Origin of the sequence: Synechococcus sp. R55.8 (assembly GCF_047461895.1) — a bacterium.
Classification (GTDB): Bacteria; Cyanobacteriota; Cyanobacteriia; order Thermostichales; family Thermostichaceae; genus Thermostichus.
In genome coordinates, this window is sequence record NZ_JANSIB010000053.1 from 1 (window position 1) to 17,601 (window position 17,601).

17 protein-coding genes are annotated in these 17,601 nt (G+C 61.1%); 11 read left to right on the forward strand and 6 right to left on the reverse strand.

The genetic code is table 11. The features are described 5' to 3' along the window. Positions 1–28 precede the first annotated feature (28 nt). From NW829_RS06885 to NW829_RS06915, 7 genes are all read left to right on the forward strand, one after another. Positions 29–460, forward strand: a complete 432-nt coding sequence (locus NW829_RS06885; protein WP_414413197.1) for a DUF3119 family protein — start codon at positions 29–31, stop codon at positions 458–460. Then, entirely contained in the window at positions 457–1,257 is an 801-nt protein-coding gene (gene pgeF / locus NW829_RS06890) for a peptidoglycan editing factor PgeF (protein ID WP_414413198.1), read from the forward strand. The genes NW829_RS06885 and pgeF overlap by 4 nt, the downstream gene beginning before the upstream one ends. Positions 1,258–1,760: 503 nt before the next feature. Next, positions 1,761–2,171, forward strand: a complete 411-nt coding sequence (locus NW829_RS06895) for a DUF6464 family protein (RefSeq protein ID WP_414416741.1) — start codon at positions 1,761–1,763, stop codon at positions 2,169–2,171. Then, complete coding sequence (gene pyrF / locus NW829_RS06900) at positions 2,168–2,875, forward strand: orotidine-5'-phosphate decarboxylase (protein WP_414416742.1); 708 nt, start codon at positions 2,168–2,170, stop codon at positions 2,873–2,875. The genes NW829_RS06895 and pyrF overlap by 4 nt, the downstream gene beginning before the upstream one ends. Positions 2,876–3,006: 131 nt before the next feature. Then, positions 3,007–3,588 carry a hypothetical protein gene (locus NW829_RS06905; protein WP_414416751.1) on the forward strand — a complete coding sequence of 194 codons (582 nt, stop codon included), beginning with the start codon at positions 3,007–3,009 and terminating at the stop codon, positions 3,586–3,588. A 347-nt stretch (positions 3,589–3,935) separates the two neighbouring features. After that, a complete protein-coding gene (locus NW829_RS06910; RefSeq protein ID WP_414416743.1) occupies positions 3,936–4,910 on the forward strand; it encodes a hypothetical protein in 975 nt (324 codons plus the stop codon). Positions 4,911–4,932: 22 nt separating this feature from the next. After that, positions 4,933–6,222 carry a PLP-dependent aminotransferase family protein gene (locus NW829_RS06915; RefSeq protein WP_414416744.1) on the forward strand — a complete coding sequence of 430 codons (1,290 nt, stop codon included), beginning with the start codon at positions 4,933–4,935 and terminating at the stop codon, positions 6,220–6,222. Positions 6,223–6,245: 23 nt separating this feature from the next. On the opposite strand, the gene NW829_RS06920 is transcribed toward NW829_RS06915, so the two are convergent. Then, positions 6,246–6,665, reverse strand: a complete 420-nt coding sequence (locus NW829_RS06920; protein ID WP_414416745.1) for a TerB family tellurite resistance protein — start codon at positions 6,663–6,665, stop codon at positions 6,246–6,248. A 223-nt stretch (positions 6,666–6,888) separates the two neighbouring features. Between NW829_RS06920 and NW829_RS06925 the strand changes: the two genes are divergently transcribed. Further along, entirely contained in the window at positions 6,889–8,016 is a 1,128-nt protein-coding gene (locus tag NW829_RS06925; RefSeq protein WP_414416746.1) for an iron-containing alcohol dehydrogenase family protein, read from the forward strand. A 24-nt stretch (positions 8,017–8,040) separates the two neighbouring features. On the opposite strand, the gene NW829_RS06930 is transcribed toward NW829_RS06925, so the two are convergent. From NW829_RS06930 to NW829_RS06940, 3 genes are all read right to left on the reverse strand, one after another. Continuing rightward, complete coding sequence (locus NW829_RS06930; RefSeq protein ID WP_414413843.1) at positions 8,041–8,982, reverse strand: DMT family transporter; 942 nt, start codon at positions 8,980–8,982, stop codon at positions 8,041–8,043. A 248-nt stretch (positions 8,983–9,230) separates the two neighbouring features. Beyond that, on the reverse strand, positions 9,231–10,352 hold the full coding sequence (locus tag NW829_RS06935; RefSeq protein ID WP_011432002.1) for a glycosyltransferase family 9 protein: 1,122 nt from the start codon (positions 10,350–10,352) through the stop codon (positions 9,231–9,233). Positions 10,353–10,479: 127 nt separating this feature from the next. Continuing rightward, complete coding sequence (locus tag NW829_RS06940) at positions 10,480–11,286, reverse strand: hypothetical protein (protein WP_414416747.1); 807 nt, start codon at positions 11,284–11,286, stop codon at positions 10,480–10,482. Between the two features lie 455 nt (positions 11,287–11,741). Between NW829_RS06940 and NW829_RS06945 the strand changes: the two genes are divergently transcribed. Continuing rightward, the gene (locus NW829_RS06945; protein ID WP_414416748.1) at positions 11,742–13,022 is read left to right on the forward strand and encodes a DUF4912 domain-containing protein; all 1,281 of its coding nucleotides are present in this window, start codon (positions 11,742–11,744) and stop codon (positions 13,020–13,022) included. Between the two features lie 102 nt (positions 13,023–13,124). Here NW829_RS06945 and NW829_RS06950 read toward each other — a convergent pair whose 3' ends face one another. Continuing rightward, positions 13,125–14,156, reverse strand: a complete 1,032-nt coding sequence (locus tag NW829_RS06950) for an anthranilate phosphoribosyltransferase family protein (protein ID WP_414416749.1) — start codon at positions 14,154–14,156, stop codon at positions 13,125–13,127. A 108-nt stretch (positions 14,157–14,264) separates the two neighbouring features. After that, entirely contained in the window at positions 14,265–15,227 is a 963-nt protein-coding gene (locus NW829_RS06955) for a LysR family transcriptional regulator (RefSeq protein ID WP_414343887.1), read from the reverse strand. Positions 15,228–15,351: 124 nt separating this feature from the next. On the opposite strand from NW829_RS06955, the gene NW829_RS06960 reads away from it, so the two are divergent. Together NW829_RS06960 and NW829_RS06965 are read left to right on the forward strand one after the other, a co-directional pair. Further along, a complete protein-coding gene (locus NW829_RS06960; protein ID WP_414413405.1) occupies positions 15,352–16,503 on the forward strand; it encodes a serine hydrolase domain-containing protein in 1,152 nt (383 codons plus the stop codon). Positions 16,504–16,558: 55 nt separating this feature from the next. Further along, entirely contained in the window at positions 16,559–17,455 is an 897-nt protein-coding gene (locus tag NW829_RS06965) for an XdhC family protein (RefSeq protein ID WP_414416750.1), read from the forward strand. Positions 17,456–17,601 lie beyond the last annotated feature (146 nt).

Sequence of the window (17,601 nt, forward strand, 5' to 3'; positions counted from 1 at the left end):
CTGGGATCCCCGAGAGGAGAAATGGGGCATGATTAGACCCAATTCTGCCCATCTATTGACTCCGGATTTTCGCCTCAGCCTGTCGGTGTTGGCTTTGGCGGTGCCGCTGTTCTGGCTTTCGTTTTGGGCGGGGCTAGGGGTGGGCCTGTTTGGCCTGTTTTTGATGGTGCAGACCTCTCTGATCGGGCTGGCCTTTACCAGGACGGCGCTGCAGGTCTACAGCGGCTCCAAGCGCATCCGCGAGTTTCCCTACAGCGAGTGGCAGGATTGGCAAATTTTCTGGCCGCCGCTGCCGGTGTTGTTCTTTTTCCGAGAAACCCGGAGCATTCATTTTTTGCCGATGCTGTTTAACCCTGCTGAGCTGAAGATGTGTTTGGAAGAGCGGGTGGGTCATCTCCACGCCCAACATCGGTCTCAAGGATCCCCGCCGATTGCTGGTCCGGGTAGCTCCCGCCGATGAGTGGCTCCGCCTTGTGGGTTTGGCAGCAGGCAGGGAGATGGCGCTGGCTGGAGTGTCAGCTTTTGGCGGAGTGGCCTCATGCTTTTGGCTCTCGCCAAGGTCATCCCCATCCCCCGTCTCAGTTGGCCGCCCGGCTGCAACTGCCCCCTGAACAGGCCGCGTGGGGCCATCAGGTGCATGGCTGCAACTGGGTTTGGGCAGATGGGATCACCGAAACCTTTGGACACAAACGAGAGCAGGACTGCTCTGTTGGTCAAGGGATCCCTACCCGCTCTCAGGCAGATGCGGTCATTGCCCGCCGCCAAGGAGATTCTGCCTGGGTCTGCACCGCTGACTGTGTGCCGATTTTGGTGGCCAGCCAAGAATGGGTGGCAGCCATTCACGCCGGGTGGAGAGGCACTGCTGCGGGGATCTTGTCCAAGGTGCTGCAGGAGTTTTTACAGGCGGGGATCCCTGCTGCTGGGATCCGCGTGGCCATCGGGCCCTCTATTTCGGGGTCGGTCTATCAGGTGTCAGAGGAGGTGGCGGAGCAGGTGCTGCAAAGCCTACCCCCAGGGCTGGATGCCCGCGCCGCCCTGTTGCCCGATCCTCTGCCTGGCAAGGTTCGCCTGGATCTGCGCTGGGTCAACGGTGCCCAAGCCCAAGCCCAAGGGATCCCCCCTGAACACATTGCCGTCAGCCCCCATTGCACCCTCAGCCAACCCCAAGATTTCTTTTCCTACCGCCGCGATGGATCCCTGAAGGATGAGCAGGGCCGTCATTGCGTGCAGTGGTCGGGAATCGGCCTGCGGTCGTAGGCAGACTTGACCCAGTTCTGCCCGGAGGAACGGGAAGTAGTGGCTATAATTGCGCTCAAGACAGGGCTCTATCTAACTACTGGAGATCCCATGGTTTACCGCGCTGTTTTCTGGGGATTAGCTGGGATGGCTTTGGCTTTCTCTCTCGCTTTCCTTGAGGAGGCTAACGCTCAAACCTCGCTGACTGGCATCAACCGTGACAGCGTACTGCAACTGAACCTTGGGTCGGGACGCAGCCTCCCTCGGGTACCTGTGGGCGGTTCAGGTTCTGAGGAGGGCCGGGATCCTGCTGCTCCCTCGGCGCAAATGTGGGCAGAGTGGCATATTCGCGCCAATGTCTGTACCGGAAACCTATCCACAGAAGAACTGGCGGAGCTGTTTCCATTGGTGAATCAAGCTCTAGTGGATGCCGTTTGCCGGGGAGGAAGTTAAAGGTTGCCCAGGCTGGCGGTAAGGTGAAGAAGGAGCCTCTAGGTCGCTGCTGCATGGATTTTGAGAAACTTTTGGAGGAATGGGTTGCAGCCTTTGCCCAAGTGGCCGAAGAAAGTTTGGCCTCTTTGGAGACTGCCCTGACGGAGCTGGCAGAGCACTTGGCTGTGCCTTTACAGGAAACCCTTAGGCAGTGGGAAGCCCTCTGGAATCTGGAGGAGGAAGTGGAGCTGGAGCCTGAGCCAGAGCCTTTTGAGGAAACCTTCAACCCTTCTGGCGAATCTTTCACCACCAGTCGTTTCTTCGTCAGCCCGATAGGATTTGGGGGTGTGGTTGTTTACACTTACGTGGCTTCGCCGCCAGAATACATCGGGGATCCCACCTGCCGCTACAATGCCCATTCTCCAGAGTTGCGCTGCGCCGTCAACCCCTACGGCCCCTGTGAGGGCTGTCCCCACTACGAGCCCCGGAATGAGCCCCGATGAAGGGTGACCGCCTGATTGTTGCGCTGGATACTCCTTCTCAAGAGCAGGCTTTGGAGTGGGTGGACTCCTTGCCGCAGGTGCTGTGGTGGAAGGTGGGTCTGGAGCTGTTCACTGCTGCGGGTTCTTCCATCCTGCAGGCTCTCAAGGAAAGGGGCAAGCGCATTTTTCTGGATTTGAAGCTGCACGACATTCCCCACACCGTGGGGAGGGCCACGGCGGTGGCCGTCAGCTATGGAGTGGATCTGCTCACCGTCCATGCTGCCGGTGGCAGTGCCATGTTGCGGGCAGCCGTGGCAGCCGCCCAGGGCAGTTCTTGTCGACTATTGGCGGTTACCCTCTTAACCAGCATCAGCCCCCCGCAGGTGCGACAGGAACTGGGCATCGAGATGGATCCCGCCGACTACGTGTTGCATTTGGCCCGGCTGGCTCAAGCTCAAGGCTTTACTGGACTGGTTTGCTCTCCTCAGGAGGTCTCGCGGTTGCGCCAAGCTTTGGGGCCGGAGGTTTTGCTGGTTACTCCCGGGATCCGTCTGGGCCAAGCCAAGGCGGGGGATGGAGAGGAGGATCAACAGCGCATCTGCACGCCCGACGAAGCTCTGCGGGCAGGAGCCGATTATCTGGTGGTGGGCCGCCCCATCACCGCTTCTCCCGATCCCGTGGCCGCCTTGCGGCGCTTCCAAGCCTCATGGGATGCTGCCGGGTGAGGGTGTGGGGAGATGCCCGATGTTATTGGGGTAGTTCTGTAATGCAACGACGCCGTAGGCTTGTGCAGTGGATCCCTGAAAAAAGGCCGGCTGGATCCGGCAGGAGATGTTGGCTAGGAGTCGGTTTGTCGGTGGTTTTGGGCCTGGTCAGCACTCCTGGGCGCGTTAGGGGTGCAGAGCATTTTGTTCCGGCAAGAGGGGAAACTTGCCTGGCTGCTCCTCAGGTTTGGGCTGAGGCTCTAACGGAGCAGTTGCCTTTGTTTCTCAATCTGGCCTTGAGCCGCTCCCGCTCTGAGTTTCAGGTTGTGCTGGTGGGGAAGCCGGAGGTTGAAATGCTCTCTCCAAGGTCTCCGGCCCGCTTACGCCAACAGGAGCTGGCTCCGGTTTTGCCGGACACCGCAACTGCTTCTCCAGAAGCTTTTCGGCTGTATTTCACCACGTTGGAGCGCCGCTTGGTCTTGGCAACCCCTGCGGAAAGCAGCGCCAACCCCTTGGCCGGTCGGCGTAGCGAAACTCTGCAACTGGCCTACGAGGCTTATGTCCTGCGGGCTAACCCTGGGGATCCCTGGCGGTTGGTGCGTCTGCAGGTAACCGGATCGGGGATCCCCATTCGCGATGTAACGAATGGACTCACTGCCCAGGCCATCCGCCGCTGGCAACAGTCGGGTTGCCCCTTGACGGGCGATCTAGAGTTGACTAGACCTTCTCTCTAGCGGCGCGGAGCGCTTTGCGTCAGCATGAGTGCGGGAGTATGTCACGCGGGGAGATTCTCTTTTGGAAGTAACGAAGGGGCACTTTTTCTCCCCAACCGGCCAAGAGTAGAGGGCGTTGGATGTTCTGCTGCCGGTCGAGGGCCCACCCCGTGTAGGGATAGTGTTCTGCACTGCTCATGCGAACAGGCTAGGGTTTACCCATGAAGTTTCCCCCCGCCACACCCCGCCCGGGCAAGCGGCTGCCCCGCGGCTCATTTCCCCGCCTGAGCTCCTCCAACAGGGACAACCATCGCCGTCGGCGTTTGGTTGGTTTTGGTTTCATGGGCCACTGGCTGCTATGGGGAGGGATGGGCCTTCTTTTGGGGCAGCGACTCCGCTCTTGGGGGCAACCGGCTCCTCTGCAGTGGTGGCGCGTTTTGCCGGTGAGCAGTTCTGAGGGATCCCTGACTTTTGTCCAACCGGAACTGCCTCTCTACCACTCGTTCGCGTCAGTGGTGCGGAGCGCTTTTGCCGACAGGCTACTGCCCTGGCTGGCTCAGGGAACCGGGATCTCGGCTGAAGGGATCCTGCACATCTTCTCAGCTATGGCCTGCTTGGCCATTCTGCTGTTGTGCTGGAGCTGGGGCAACTTCTGGAGTGCCGGTCTATGGGGACTCAGCCCCTGGGTGTTGACCCAAGGGTTGGAGCCAGGCAGCGAGATTTTGGGCAGCCTGGTTTTGCTTTGCAGTTGTGGTGTTGGGCCGGGATCCACCTTGCGCTGGTGGGGTCTGGCCTTAGCTTGTGCCCTGTCTTATAAGGTTTGGCCCTTGGCTCTGCTCTGGGCGGGGCTGTGGACGAGCCAGCAGTGGCCACGGCAACCGTTGCGTTCGCGTCAGCGGCTCGGAATATCAGGACTGCTTTTGCTGCTGCTGGTGATGGGGCTTTCCTGGCTGGGACGGTTTAATTTGCCGGCTACCTCTGCTGAGGTGATTCCCCATCCTCTCAGCTCCCAAGGTGGCTTGGCCGTTTTGGCTACTTTGATGCTGCCCTTGGGGTTGAGCTTGGTGCGGCTGGGCTGGCCCTGGGCGGAACGGCAACAAGCCCTGCTCAGCTTGGCCGGCTTGGGCCATGTCCTCTGGATGGGGGCGCTGGCGACATGGTTTTGGGATCCCCAAGTGAACACCCTGCAGCAAAGTGCTCGCTGGGGTTTGGTGGTGCTCCCCTTCCTATGCCTGAGCGCCGGCGGCGTCTTGGCAGAGATCCCCTACCGGAGCTGGCGGCGGGTTTTGGGATCCCTACTCCTGGGCAGTTCTTTCTTGTTATCGTGGCAGGCATTGGCCTAAGGTATTCTTTCTCTTGCTTGCCATGACCCAGACCTCGTCCGCATCGGCACCGCGTAGCACTTCGCGGCCCTTGTTGCAAACCCTTTTTGCCCAACGGGCTCAGGCTGTGATCCCTTCTCCTTTCGGGGCGGAGATCCCAGGGGCGGTGCCAGTGGTTACCAGTTTTACCTTTGGGCTGGCGGATCCGCGCCTGTTTCCCAAGGCCGACTTGGCGCGGGCCACGGCGGAGGTGTTGGCGGAAGATGGGGACAATGCCCTCAATTACGGCGGCACGTTTGCCGGGCTGATCGACGTGGTGCTGCAGTTGATGCGGGATAGAGGGGTAGAGGCCCAGCCGGAAAACCTACTGATCGGCTATGGCTCTGGGCAGATCCTCGGCCTGTTGCCTCAGGTCTTTGTGGAGCCGGGGGATGTAGTCATTGTGGAAGGGCCCACCTTCATGGGGGCTGTCAGCCGTTTTGCGGCGGCAGGAGCGCGTCTGATCTCGATTCCGGTGGATGGGGAAGGCATGGTGGTGGATCGCCTGGAAGAGGTGCTGCGCGATCTGGCTCGCCAAGGGATCCGCCCCCGATTTGTCTATACCATTCCCACCTTCCAAAACCCCAAAGGCTGCACCCTCTCTGGGCCACGGCGGCAGAAATTGGTGCAGTTGGCAGCTGAGTACGGTGTGGTGGTGGTGGAGGACGAGGCCTACTACGACCTGCGCTTTGCCGGGGATCCCTTGCCCAGTTTGGCTGCGCTGGATCGGGAAGGCTGGGTTCTTCATGTGGGCACCTTCTCCAAGATTGTGGTGCCGGGGGTGCGGGTGGGTTGGGCCTGTGGTCACCCTGAGATCATCCGCCGCTTGGAGATGTTTCGCAGCGAGGGATCCCTGGGGCCCTTTTTGGGCCGGGTGGTGGCCCGCTATTGCGGGGAGGGCCGTCTGCAAAGCCACATTCAACTCCTCACCCGTCGCTACCGAGAAAAGTGCCAGGTGATGCTGGAGGCCATCGCTCAATATTTTCCGCCCGAAGTCAAGGTGGAGGCCCCTGGGGGTGGATTTTTCGTCTGGTGTGAGCTGCCCCCTTCCCTAAGCGCCAGCACCTTGTTGCAGGCTACCCGTGCCCTGGGGGTCACCTTCCTGCCGGGCACCCACTGCTTTGCCGATGGCCAAGGGGAGCACGCCCTGCGCCTCGCCTTTAGCTACCAACCCGAGGAGCGCATTGTCAGTGGGATCCAGATTATTGGGGAGCAACTGCACAGACTGATACACTCTTGCGCCAGCGGTGCGGAGCAGCAAGGGAAGGAGCTCTCCAAAAGCATGGATCCTTGAAGCCCAGAGCGCAGATTTCCCGCTCACCTGCCCCCCACAGCCTTGGCCATGCGCCGGAAAAATTGCCCAACGCCCTTCACCAGGTTGGGTGCAGCTTCTGGACGAGCCGGGATCCCTGCCATGAGGGTGTAGTAGTCATCCAAGAGGGTGTGCTCTTCTGGAGAGACCGTGTCGTCCGCGATCATCAGGTTGCCGATTGCTCCCAAAAGTTGCATGCGCTCGGTTTCGCTGGCCTGGGCTAGATAATCGGCCATCCAGCGCTCGGTTTGCTCCATTGGGATGGGCTCTTGGATCAGTTCTCGCAGCTCGGTATCGTGCTCCAAACCATAGCGGCGCAGCAGGGATCCCAAGTAGGCCAATTCCTGGGGTTCCAAATGCCCATCGGCCCAAGCAGAGCCGGCCACAATTTTGAGCATGAGCTGGTGTTGAGTTGTGGGGTTCATGGTGGGATCCCTTGCTGAGAACTGTCAGCGATCCGGAGGCCTTAGAGGCTGAAGAGTTGAGGGGATGACCAGCTTCAACAACTATAGCCAGACCTTAGGTGAGCCATCTGCATTCGCGCCAGCGGTGCGCAGCCCTTTTTGCGGCTAGAATCGTTATCTGTATTCACGGACACTGAGCTACCGCGATAGCGGGACGGAGTCCTTTTTCTCGCCCATTCTTGCAATGCTGAGCGCCTCTCCTTGCCAATTGGATCTTGCCATTCCGGCCCCAGGTCGGCTGTACCGCGGCAGCGGCATTCTGGAAGCTGTGCCCCTCACCGTGCTGGGATCCCGTGTGCTGGTGATCGGGGGGGAACGCTCCTTGGCTGTAGTTGAGGCCCCCCTGGAGCGCAATTTCGCCCGGGATCCCGCCCTCCAAGTTCACTGGACTACCTACGGGGTAGATTGCAGCGAGTCGGAGCTGGCGCGTTTGCAGGCGCTAGCCATGGCGGAGTCCACAACCGGCATCTTGGGGGTAGGCGGGGGCAAGGCTCTGGATACGGCCAAGCTGGTGGCCCACCGGCTGCGTATCCCCGTGGTTACCGTGCCCACCTCTGCGGCCACCTGTGCCGCCTGGAGCGCCCTATCCAATATCTACTCCGACAGCGGCGCTTTTCAGCAGGATGTGAGCCTGGATCGCGCCCCTGCTGCCCTGATCCTGGACTATGAGCTGATTCTGCAAGCTCCAGCGCGCACCCTAGTGGCTGGGATCGGAGATGCCTTGGCTAAGTGGTACGAGTCTTCCGTCAGCAGCGGCAGTTCAGAAGATGCCCTGGTGATTGGCGCTGTGCAGCAGGCCCGCGTCCTGCGGGATTTGCTCCTCCAGCAATCGGCGGCGGCCCTGCGGGAGCCGGGCGGAACCGCTTGGAAGCAGGTGGTGGATGCTTGCATTTGCCTGGCGGGGATCGTCGGCGGCATGGGTGGGGCTAAGTGTCGCACCGTGGCCGCCCACGCTGTCCACAACGGGCTAACCCACTTGTCGGGGCACCGGGCCACCCTGCACGGCGAGAAGGTGGCTTTCGGCATTTTGGCCCAGCTCCGCCTAGAAGAGATCCTGCAGGGAAGCCAGTTGGCGCTGGCAGCACGTACCCAGTTGCTGGAGTTCTACCGCCAGGTGGGGTTGCCCCTCAACTTGCGGGATCTCAAGCTAGGTCACTTGGGATCCGCCGACCTGCTGCATGCTGCCCAAGTGGCCTGCCAGCCAGGATCCGACATCCACCACCTGCCCTTCCCCGTCAGTCCAGAAGCCCTGTTGGTGGCCCTTACCACCACAGACCTGACCAGCTCCAGCCCTGTTCTCCCTCGGCTGTAAGTCCTGGCAGAGGATATCTGTCTGCTATCCAACTCCGCCGGTACGGGCCTGGGTCGGCATTGTGGGCAGGCGGGCTTCGCCGTAGGCTCCAGAGGTGGCGCCCACCAAGATCAAGGCTCCGCCCATCCAAGTCCACACATCCGGGATCTCGGCAAACACCCAAAACCCGATTAGGCTGGCCCAGAGCAGACGGGAGAAATCCAGAGGCAGCAGCATCGTCACCTCAGCCAGCTTGTAGGCCTGGGCGAGGGCCACCTGGCCAATGCTGCCCAGTAGCCCCATGGCCACCATCCACAGCCACTGCTCAGGAGAAGGCCAGGTCCAAACCCAGACGGCAGCCAGAAAGGAAAGGGGGGTCTGCAGCAGGCCCATGTAGGCCGTAATCGTGAGGCTGGACTCGGTGCGGGAGAGGATCTTGAGCACGATGGTCACCCAGGCAAAGAGTGCTGCCGCCCCCAAGGCCAGCCCTGTTCCCAGAGAAAACTCTCGGAAGCCTGGCCTCAACATCACCAAAGCCCCGGCAAACCCCAGGCCCAATCCCAGCCAGCGGGACGAGCGCATCTGCTCGCCCAACACCCATACCGCCATCGTGCCGGCAAACAAAAGTTGAACAAAGCTCAGCGCCGTAGCTTCTGCCAGAGGCAACAGGCTGGCTGCCCAAAAGGAGAGCAACATCCCCACCGTGCTGATCGCCGAGCGCAGGAGGTAAAACTCCATCTTGGCGGTGTGCAGAGACTGGATCCCAGCCCGCAACACCAGCGGCGACAGGGCGAGAAACCCGAATAGGTTGCGCAAAAACACAATCTGAAAGGGGTGAAGGGCGGGAGTGTTGAGCCGGATGATCGCGCCTAAACAGGCAAAGCAAGCAGTGGCCAGCAGCTTCAGGGCAACTCCTTGCCAGAGCCTTATTTTTCCCCACTCTGCAAAGCGGCTCAGCTGGTGGCGATACCACATCTCCAAAGTCACAGCTCACACCCAAATGGTTTAGGCACTAAGTTTTCAGCCTTGAACTCTCAGCTTAAACGGACTTCCAGGGATCCGAACTGCGCCCCTGGGCACTCCTTGCTGCCCACCGGCCCCCCTGATTCCCAGGGGGAAAAAGATGGGGATCCCAAGACATAGCTATTTCAAGTAGCCATGAAACAACTCACCCCGTCGCTCCATAGCTCCCCTCTCTCTTTGGGAGAGGGGCTGGGGGTGAGGGCGTGGAACCTCTAGGTTTGCTTGAGAATCTCTTTCAAGTAGCCGATGACCGTTTCCGGCTTGAGATGGGCCATACAGGGATGACCCTCCACCAGGCAGGTTTCGTTTTTGAACTTGTTCTCTGCGCAGACCCGGCACTTGTAGGCGGTTTGGGTGAGATAGACGTGGGGCAGACGAGGAGCCCACAGTCGCACCGGGCTGGCCCCATCCCCATCGGCATCGTTGCCAAACAGGGCAATGGTGGGACAGCCCACTGCCGCCGCGATGTGCATCGGCCCCGCATCCACGGAGATACACACCCGCGCCCGCTTCAGGGCCCCCGCCAGCTCCATGAGGCTGGTTTTGCCCCGCAGGTCAACCATTCCCGTTTGCGCCAGCAGTTCGTCTTCGCTGCTGCCGCCGTGGTAGAGGGATCGCTGCAGCTCCGGCGCGCTGCCGATTAGCCCCACCTGCAGGCCCTGGCCTTGGCACCACTGGATCACCTGCCGCCAGTACTCCAGAGGCCACATCTTGGCGCGGCGGGTAGTGGTGATGTGCACCAAGACCTCTGGCACCGGAAAACCGGGATCCCGGCTGGGCAGCTCCAGGCGGAAAAAATCCGTCTCCACGTACGCCAGGCGACAGAAGATTTCGGCGATGTAGTTGCTGGTGAGGATCCCTTTGTAGCGCTGCAGAAACTCCAGGCCGTTCCAGTCGTCATCCTGGAGCATGCGCTGTACCGGGTCGGAGCCGGGGTCCAACTTGCGGCGAAAATCCAGAGTCAAGCCGGCCCCGGCAATGTACTGGGGGCGCAGGGCCGTTACCGCCACCAGGTTGAGCTCGCTAAACTCGTCGCAATTGATGGCCAAGTCGTAGGGGCCGGCCTGGGTCACCCGTTCTCGCACAGCAGCGGTCAGGGCCTCGAGGTAATCGGGACGACGGCTGTAGAGAGGAAAGCTGAAGTCGATGTAGGGGCAGTGGAGCTCAAAGTCGCGGGTAATCTCGCTGCCAAAAAAATCCAGCACACAGCCGGGGTATTTTTCCTTGAGGCCCCGCAACAGCGGGATGGTAACCACAAAATTGCCCACCTTGCTGGAGGAAAACACCGCCAGGTGGGGATGTTCCCGCAGAGGTTGGTTGGCAAACCGTTGCATAAGGCTGGGATCCCCAGGAAGATATCAACCCCGCTGGAGGTGGTGGGGGTGGTGCAGACAGAGCACTTTTGCTAGGCTAGCATTCCTCTGTCCTGTGCTTTGATGGCCATGCTGGGATCCCTGGGCCTCAGGGGAGACTGGCTTGGCTGCCATCCCAGATGACCACCACAGCAAAGCGATCCAGAAAGCCATCTGTCGCATTCATCTGGCGCAGACTAAAAGCATCTTCGGCGGAAATCACCAGGTCGTAGCCCAGGGTGCGGATGGCACGAATGCGGTGAGGCCGTTCCCCGATGCGGTTCACCAGTGAGCGGGCCTGCTCTTCCGAGGTGGCATAGGCAGCTGTGCCCTCGCTGCCCACAAAGGCCGCGTTGAGGTCTTGGCCAAGAGTAACGGGGGTATAGACTTGATTGCCATCGGGATCAAACAAGCGCATTGACTGGCTAGGCAAGAAATCCAAGCCTCGTGCATCCACAATCAACCCTGTCACTTGCGGTTCCCGCCGCTGGGATCCCGCCTCCAGACCCGCTCCACCCCCTGGCCCTTGGCCCGCACCCATCCCTGAGCCAGGGCTGGCTCCGCGCACCCCACTCTGGCCGCTGCCCGGCCCGACCACTTCCCCCTGCCGGGATCCAGAGCCACTGCCGCCGGGGCTGGTGCCGAACTGCCGCAACAGATCCAGATCGAAAACCGGGCCTTCTGCCACTTCTCCATGGCCGGGTTGGGCCGGCTGGACTTTTGGATCGGCTTGATCTGTTTGTGGGAGCGGAACAGAATCCTGGGTTACTGGACGCCAGGGCGTTGCTTCAGAAGCGGGCAGGGTAGGGGATCCCCCTTGCAAGCGGTAAAGGGGAGGAAACAGCGTTTGGGCATCCACAGCTTCCACCGGCAAGACCGGCCCCGCCAGCAGGATCCCCAGTGCTGCCCAGCTCACTTGGATCCGTATGCCTTGAATCCTATACTTCCACCACCTCATGCCCACACCTCTTGGCCTCAAAACCTGCGGCCCATCTCGCAACAGCTCACCTTTCCCCCATGCTACCCAGGCAGGGCCGGTTCGGCAGGGGATCCCGCGCAGTCTTCCCCTTGGCTTGAGAGCAGCTGGGGCTCCTGGCCTCTCCCTAAAGGTGGGTCGGAGAACAAGAGATTGATCCCCAGCGATCCCCAGGGTCTTGACCGACAGGCAAAAATACGCAAACATGGGTTCATCATTCTTGATGATCCCCGTTGATCCCCACCTGTGGTCATCAGCGGCTGGAGAGCCCGAGGCAAGCCGATACATCAGCAGGTTCAAGGTTGTCCTCAGAACCACAAGCTGGGATCGGCCCATAGGACAAAAGCTGGAGCATTGCACGAAGCCCGATTTGTCGAAGACAGGAGACCCCGACCATGCCACAAGAGCGGATCCCGTTGGAAGAAATGACCATCCGGCAGTTGCGGGAAGAAGCTGCCCGCTATCAGATCCCCAAGTACAGCCGCATGACCAAAGACCAGCTGATTGAGGCCATTCGAGAGGCCCAAGTCAAAGCTGGCCGCCCTGTCGATGCCATGCCGGAGCCCAAGGGGCAAGAATCGGTCACCCAAACGAAGTTTAGGGGTCAAGAGGTTGCCGGCAAGACGGATCTGGCCGATGTGGACAAAGGGCTGGGGGATCTGCCGGAGGGCTATGGGGAAAGCCGCATCGTTTTGCTGCCGCGGGATCCCCAGTGGGCCTACGCCTATTGGGATGTGCCCAACGAGGCTAAAGAAAGCAAGCGCCGCGAGGGCGGCCAACAGTTGGCGCTGCGCCTCTACGATGTGACGGATATCGATTTCAGCTACCAGCCGGCCCACAGCATGCAGGAGTACCCCTGTGATGAGTTGGCGCGGGAGTGGTATTTGCCGATCCCGGTGAGCGATCGTTCCTACATTGTGGAAATTGGCTACCGGACGGCAGATGGCCGCTGGCTGATGTTGGCCCGCTCGGCTGCAGTGATGGTGCCGCCGGTCTATCCTTCCGACTGGTTTGAAGAGCATTTCCTGACGGTGCCCTTCGATATGGCCCTGCAGGGCCGCACCCTCTACCAGCTCAGCGAGCCTTACAAGCGCAGTGCCACCGGCATGGGTGTGGTGGCCTACAAGGGCGATGAGCCGCAGCAAGGGGCCATGGTCGATCCCTTCCTGGAAATGGTGGGTGGCTTTGAGGCGATGCGGGTGGCGGGATCCCTGTTTGGCAGCCACCAGATGGGCAGCCGCCAATTGGTGCCCGAGCAGGCCATCAGCTCGTTTATCATCCCCTCGGGTGTGGGCATGATGGGGATGGCCATGGCGGAGGTGCCCGCTGCTCCCTGGATGGCTTCAGGATCCGGCTTGGGCCTGTTCTCGGGGGCTTCCGAAGTGCTGCCGCAGCGCTCTCGCAAGTTCTGGTTGGTGGCCGATGCCGAGCTGATTGTCTATGGGGCCACAGAGCCGGATGCCACCGTTACCATTGGCGGGCGCAAGATCCAGCTCAACCCCGATGGCACCTTCCGCTTCCACATGGCTTTCCCAGACGGCAACATCGACTTCCCCATCTTTGCGGTGGCTGCCGATGGCGAGCAAAACCGGGAGATCCACATGACTTTCGACCGCCGCACCCTCTCCCGCCGCACCAACACCAAGGAGGAGGCCATCGAGGAGCTGTTGCCCTAAAGGATCCAACCTTCGGCTTCTTGCCCCCTGGAGCTGGCCGGGGGGCTTTTTTCCCTGGGCTGGAGAGCTTGACTCTAGTCATCGAAACAGGGGATCCCAGCCCTAGGAGAGGTCGATCACCCGGATCAGTTGTTTCAGCTTCTCCATCACCCGTCCGGAGCGAAGCAGGTCTTCCGCCTGTTGGATCCCTTCTGGCAAGGATGGAGCAAGCCCGAGGAGCCACAGATAGCTGCCCCCATTCCAGAGAACGGCTGGGGTGAGTTCACAGGGATCCCCGCTGAGCACCTGCTGCATCTGCCGGAGCAGCTCTTTCTCTCCGGAGAAGGGGATCTCCGGGCCTGCCAAGTGGCAATCTCTGGCCTTCAAGAGCAGCCGTTTGCCGCCCTGGTTGAGAATGGCCGCTCGCTCCCGTGGCAGGTCGCAACTGCCTTCCAGACCTTTGACGGTGGTGAATTGTCGAATCTCCCGCAGGGCAAACAGCTCCAGCATCGTGGCCTCGGTGGGAGGATGCACATAGCCGGCCACCAGGTGAAAGGGGCCTTGGTAGGGCGTCCAGACCAGTTCCAAGGTGGCCAAGGGGGGGCGCTTGCCGATTTGATCCCGGTAGTCCATCAGAGCCTGAGCCTGGGGAAAACAGGTGGGCAAATACAAAAATCCCAGCCCGGTTTGTTCCAGCAGTTGCCCCACCCGCTCCAGGGATAGCCCTCGCCAATCCACCCCCAAGCTCCGCCACACCGCTTCCAAGGGCAGCCCATACTTGGTGGGACAGAAGCCAGAGCCATGCAGCAAAACGGCTGACCCTGCCGCTGCCAGCAGCAAAGCCACCAGCACCCCCAGCGGTGCCGTCCGCGAGCGGCCATCGTAGGGATGGCCAAAGATGATCAAGGGATGAGGCAGATCCTGCCGGGGCAGAAGAGGGCCGTCTTCTGCATAGGCATCCAACATACCGGCCAGCTCCTCGGCAGTGGGGCGCTTGATGCGGTGGGCAATTAAAAAAGCCCCGATCTGGGCGGGAGTGGCCTCCCCCCGCAGGAGCATTCGAGCAGCGCTGGCGGCCTCTGCCCGGCTGAGATCCTGGTGGGTGTGGGTGCCGCTGCCGATTTTTTTCAACAGCTCGCGAAACTCTTGGCTCATAGCATCGGCGGTCGGGAGCGCTGGGCTACTCAGGATAGGGGGAGATAAGGGCGGAACACTTGAAACTACCGATATGGGTATTTGACCAGAAATTTCTACAAAAGGTCTCTACAAAACCGACAACAGCCCAGCAGAGGGCCAATGGGGATCTGCGCCGGAAGCAGGCTCAGCATTACCAGACTGCCTAATCAGCTGGGCGGCCAACTGCAAAAACCGGCGAATGGGAGGGATCCGATAGCGATCGCTGGTGGTAACCATAACCACCTGTCGCCTCAAGAGGGGGGGCTCGGTGGGTCGCACCTGCAAATCCGGATCGGCGCAGCAGTCCACCAGGGCCGACTCCGGCAGGAGGGCAATGAGCTGCCCCTGTCGCACCACCCCCCGAAAGGCATCCAAGGTGTTCAGTTCCAGGGCTGCTTTGAGGGGAAGCCCCTGCCGGGCCAGATGGGATCCCACCAAGGAGCGCATGGCATAGCCATCCTTGAACACAGCCTGGGGATACTCCGCCAGCACCTTCCAGGGGATCCGCTCGTAGCGGCTGAGGGGATGGGTGGCGGGCATCAATACTTGAATTGGCTCGGAGTACAGTGGCTCCACCACCAGCTCTGCCCCCCGCGTCATCAGGGGGTTCTCCATCACCAGGGCCACATCCACCAGCCCATCCCTGAGCACCTTTAAGGCGCGGTCGCTGCCCAGAGCGGTAACCCGCAACTGCACCTCTGGATACTCCCGGCAAAACTGTTGCAGCACCGGCGGCAGTTGATGGGCGATCAGAGAATGGATCCCAGCAATGCAGAGCTCGGTTTGCTGGCCCTGCAGCCATTCTCGAATGCTTTCCTGAGCCCGCTGCCATTCTTGACAGATGCGACGGGCATGGGGCAAAAGCCGTTCCCCAGCTACGGTTAGAGCCACCGGGCTTTTGCGATGCAACAGCGGAGCGCCCACCGCTTCTTCCAGGGCCTGGATCTGGCGGCTAATAGCCGATTGGGTCAGACCGCTGAGGCGAGCAGCGGCCAAAAAGCTGCCCGTTTCCACCACGTTCAAAAAGGCTTGCAACAACTCCAGCCGCACCTGGGATCCCTTGATGATGTAGCCTGCCGTGGTGGCATCCTAGCTGGGGAAGCGGTAGGCTTTTGTAAACACCGTTACAAGTTGTTTGTTGGACTGGGGATCCCCAAGCCAGGAGGAGAAGCAGATGGGTTGGGATCCAGCCTTGCTGGAGGGGCTGCTCAACTCCGCCATTCCCCACCTTTTCCCCGCTGCCCAGGTGGTCATCCGCCACAAGGGAAGGTGTATCTACTCAAGGGCGGCAGGCCATCTCGACCCTGAGACCCGGCGCCAACCGACAACCTCGGCCACCCGTTTTGACCTGGCCTCGCTGACCAAGCTGTACACCGCCACCGCCTGCATGGCCCTGGTGGAAGCCGGAGCGTTGCTGCTGGATCAACCGGTCAGTCTCCTGTTGCCGGAGTTTCAGGGATCCCGCCCCATTGCCCCCTATGAAGATCCTCTGCAACCAGGGGAATGGATAGCTGCGGAGCCGGAGTCCTTGGGCCAGCTTATTGCAGCAGAACAGGTGACGGTGCGACAGTTGCTGGCCCACACCGCCGGTTTGCCCGCCTGGCGACCCCTTTTTCGACAGCCCGATGCCGAATCGGCCCGGCACATGGCCCTGCACACCTTTTTGGCCTACAGGCCGGGATCCCGCAGAGTCTACAGCGATCTTGGATTGATCCTGCTGGGGCTGGCTTTGGAACGTCTGAGCGGAACCCCTCTGGATCAGATCTTGCATGCCCGGATCTTGCGGCCTCTGGGCCTGAGCCAAACTCAGTTTTATCCAGGGGATCCCTTTGACCCATCCTCTGTCTCTGTCTCTTGTGCCCCCACCGAGCTGTGTCCTTGGCGAAAGCGCCGCCTACAGGGGCAGGTTCACGACGAAAATGCCGCCCGCCTGGGCGGGATCGCCGGCCATGCCGGACTATTCGCCACGGCAGAGGAAGTAGCCGCTTTCGGAGAGAGTTTTTTGACGGGATCCCTGTTGCAGCCGCAGACGGTGAGGGAAATGACCCGCGAGCAGTTGCCTCAGCAAGGGGATGCCCACCGCTGTCACGAGCGCCGGGGTTTGGGGTTTGCCTTGCGCTCCCCGGATCCCTTGGCCAGCAGCTACCCGTTCAGCCCCAGCGCCTTCGGCCACACCGGCTTCACCGGAACCTCCCTGTGGATCGATCCAGAGCAGGAGCTGGTGGTGACGCTGCTCACCAACGCCGTCTACCACGGTCGGCAGGAGAACGGATTCCAGGCTTTCCGGGTTGCCTTCCATCAGGCCATCCTAGAGGGGCTTTCTTGATCATTGAGTCCCTGACCGTTCCCGCTAGGGTGCCGTAGGCATAACCGAGGCTGAGGTGGACGAGACCTTTTACCGACAGTTGGCAGATATGCTCTCCCGCGGGCCGCTGGTGGTGGCCACCGTGATCCGCACCCAGGGATCTGTGCCTCGCCAGGCGGGGGCGAAACTGGCCGTGGGATCTGATGGCACCCTGTTGGGCACCATTGGCGGTGGAGCTGCCGAAGCGGAAGTCATTGCCCGAGCGCAAACCCTTTTGCAGACCGCTGTTCCCGTTGGCGATGGCGATGGGGAGTCCTCGCCGGCTGGGATGCAAGTTTCCCTTGACCTCAACAGCCCTCCCTTGGGCGTTTGCGGGGGACGGATGCACATTTGGCTACAGCGATGGCAGGGATCCCTTGCCCAAACGTTGGTGGCCCAGATCCTCCAGGCTCTGACCCAAGGGCCAAGGGCTTGGCTGATCACTCCCCTCCATCCTCAGGGGTTCCCCTACCTCAGCCTTAGCGACAGCGGTGCGGAGCACTTTGCCCCCCTGCCATCCCGCCCACAGCTCCTCGCGGGATCCTGGGTCGAGCCCCTCCTCCCTTCCCCCACCCTGCTGATCGTCGGAGCGGGCCACTGCGGCCTGTCCCTGGCCCAGATCGCCCATTTGGCCGGCTTTCGCATTTGGGTTCAGGACGATCGCCCGGACTGGGTAACCCCTCAGCGCTTTCCCGTTGCCGAGCGGCTGTGCTCAGAACCCTTTGCCCAACTTATCCCCCATCTGCACAGGATCCCGCAGCTCTACATCGCTCTTGTGACCCGTAGCTACAGCCTCGATTGCCAAATCCTGCGGGCCATCTACCACTCCGGCCTGACCCCCCACTACCTGGGGATGATCGGCAGCCGCAAGCGGGTACAAACCGTACTGCGAACCCTGGCCCAGGAAGGGATCCCGGAGACCGCCTTCAGCTAGAAATCGCAGGAGCCCCGCACTGTACCCGTAGGGTCAGTGTCGGGAGGAATGCGGAAGTTACGATAGAACCATGACCCAAGTCCTGACCGTCTCCTGTAAGCTCAAGGTGTCCCAGTCGCAAGCCGCCAAATTGGACGCGACTTTGG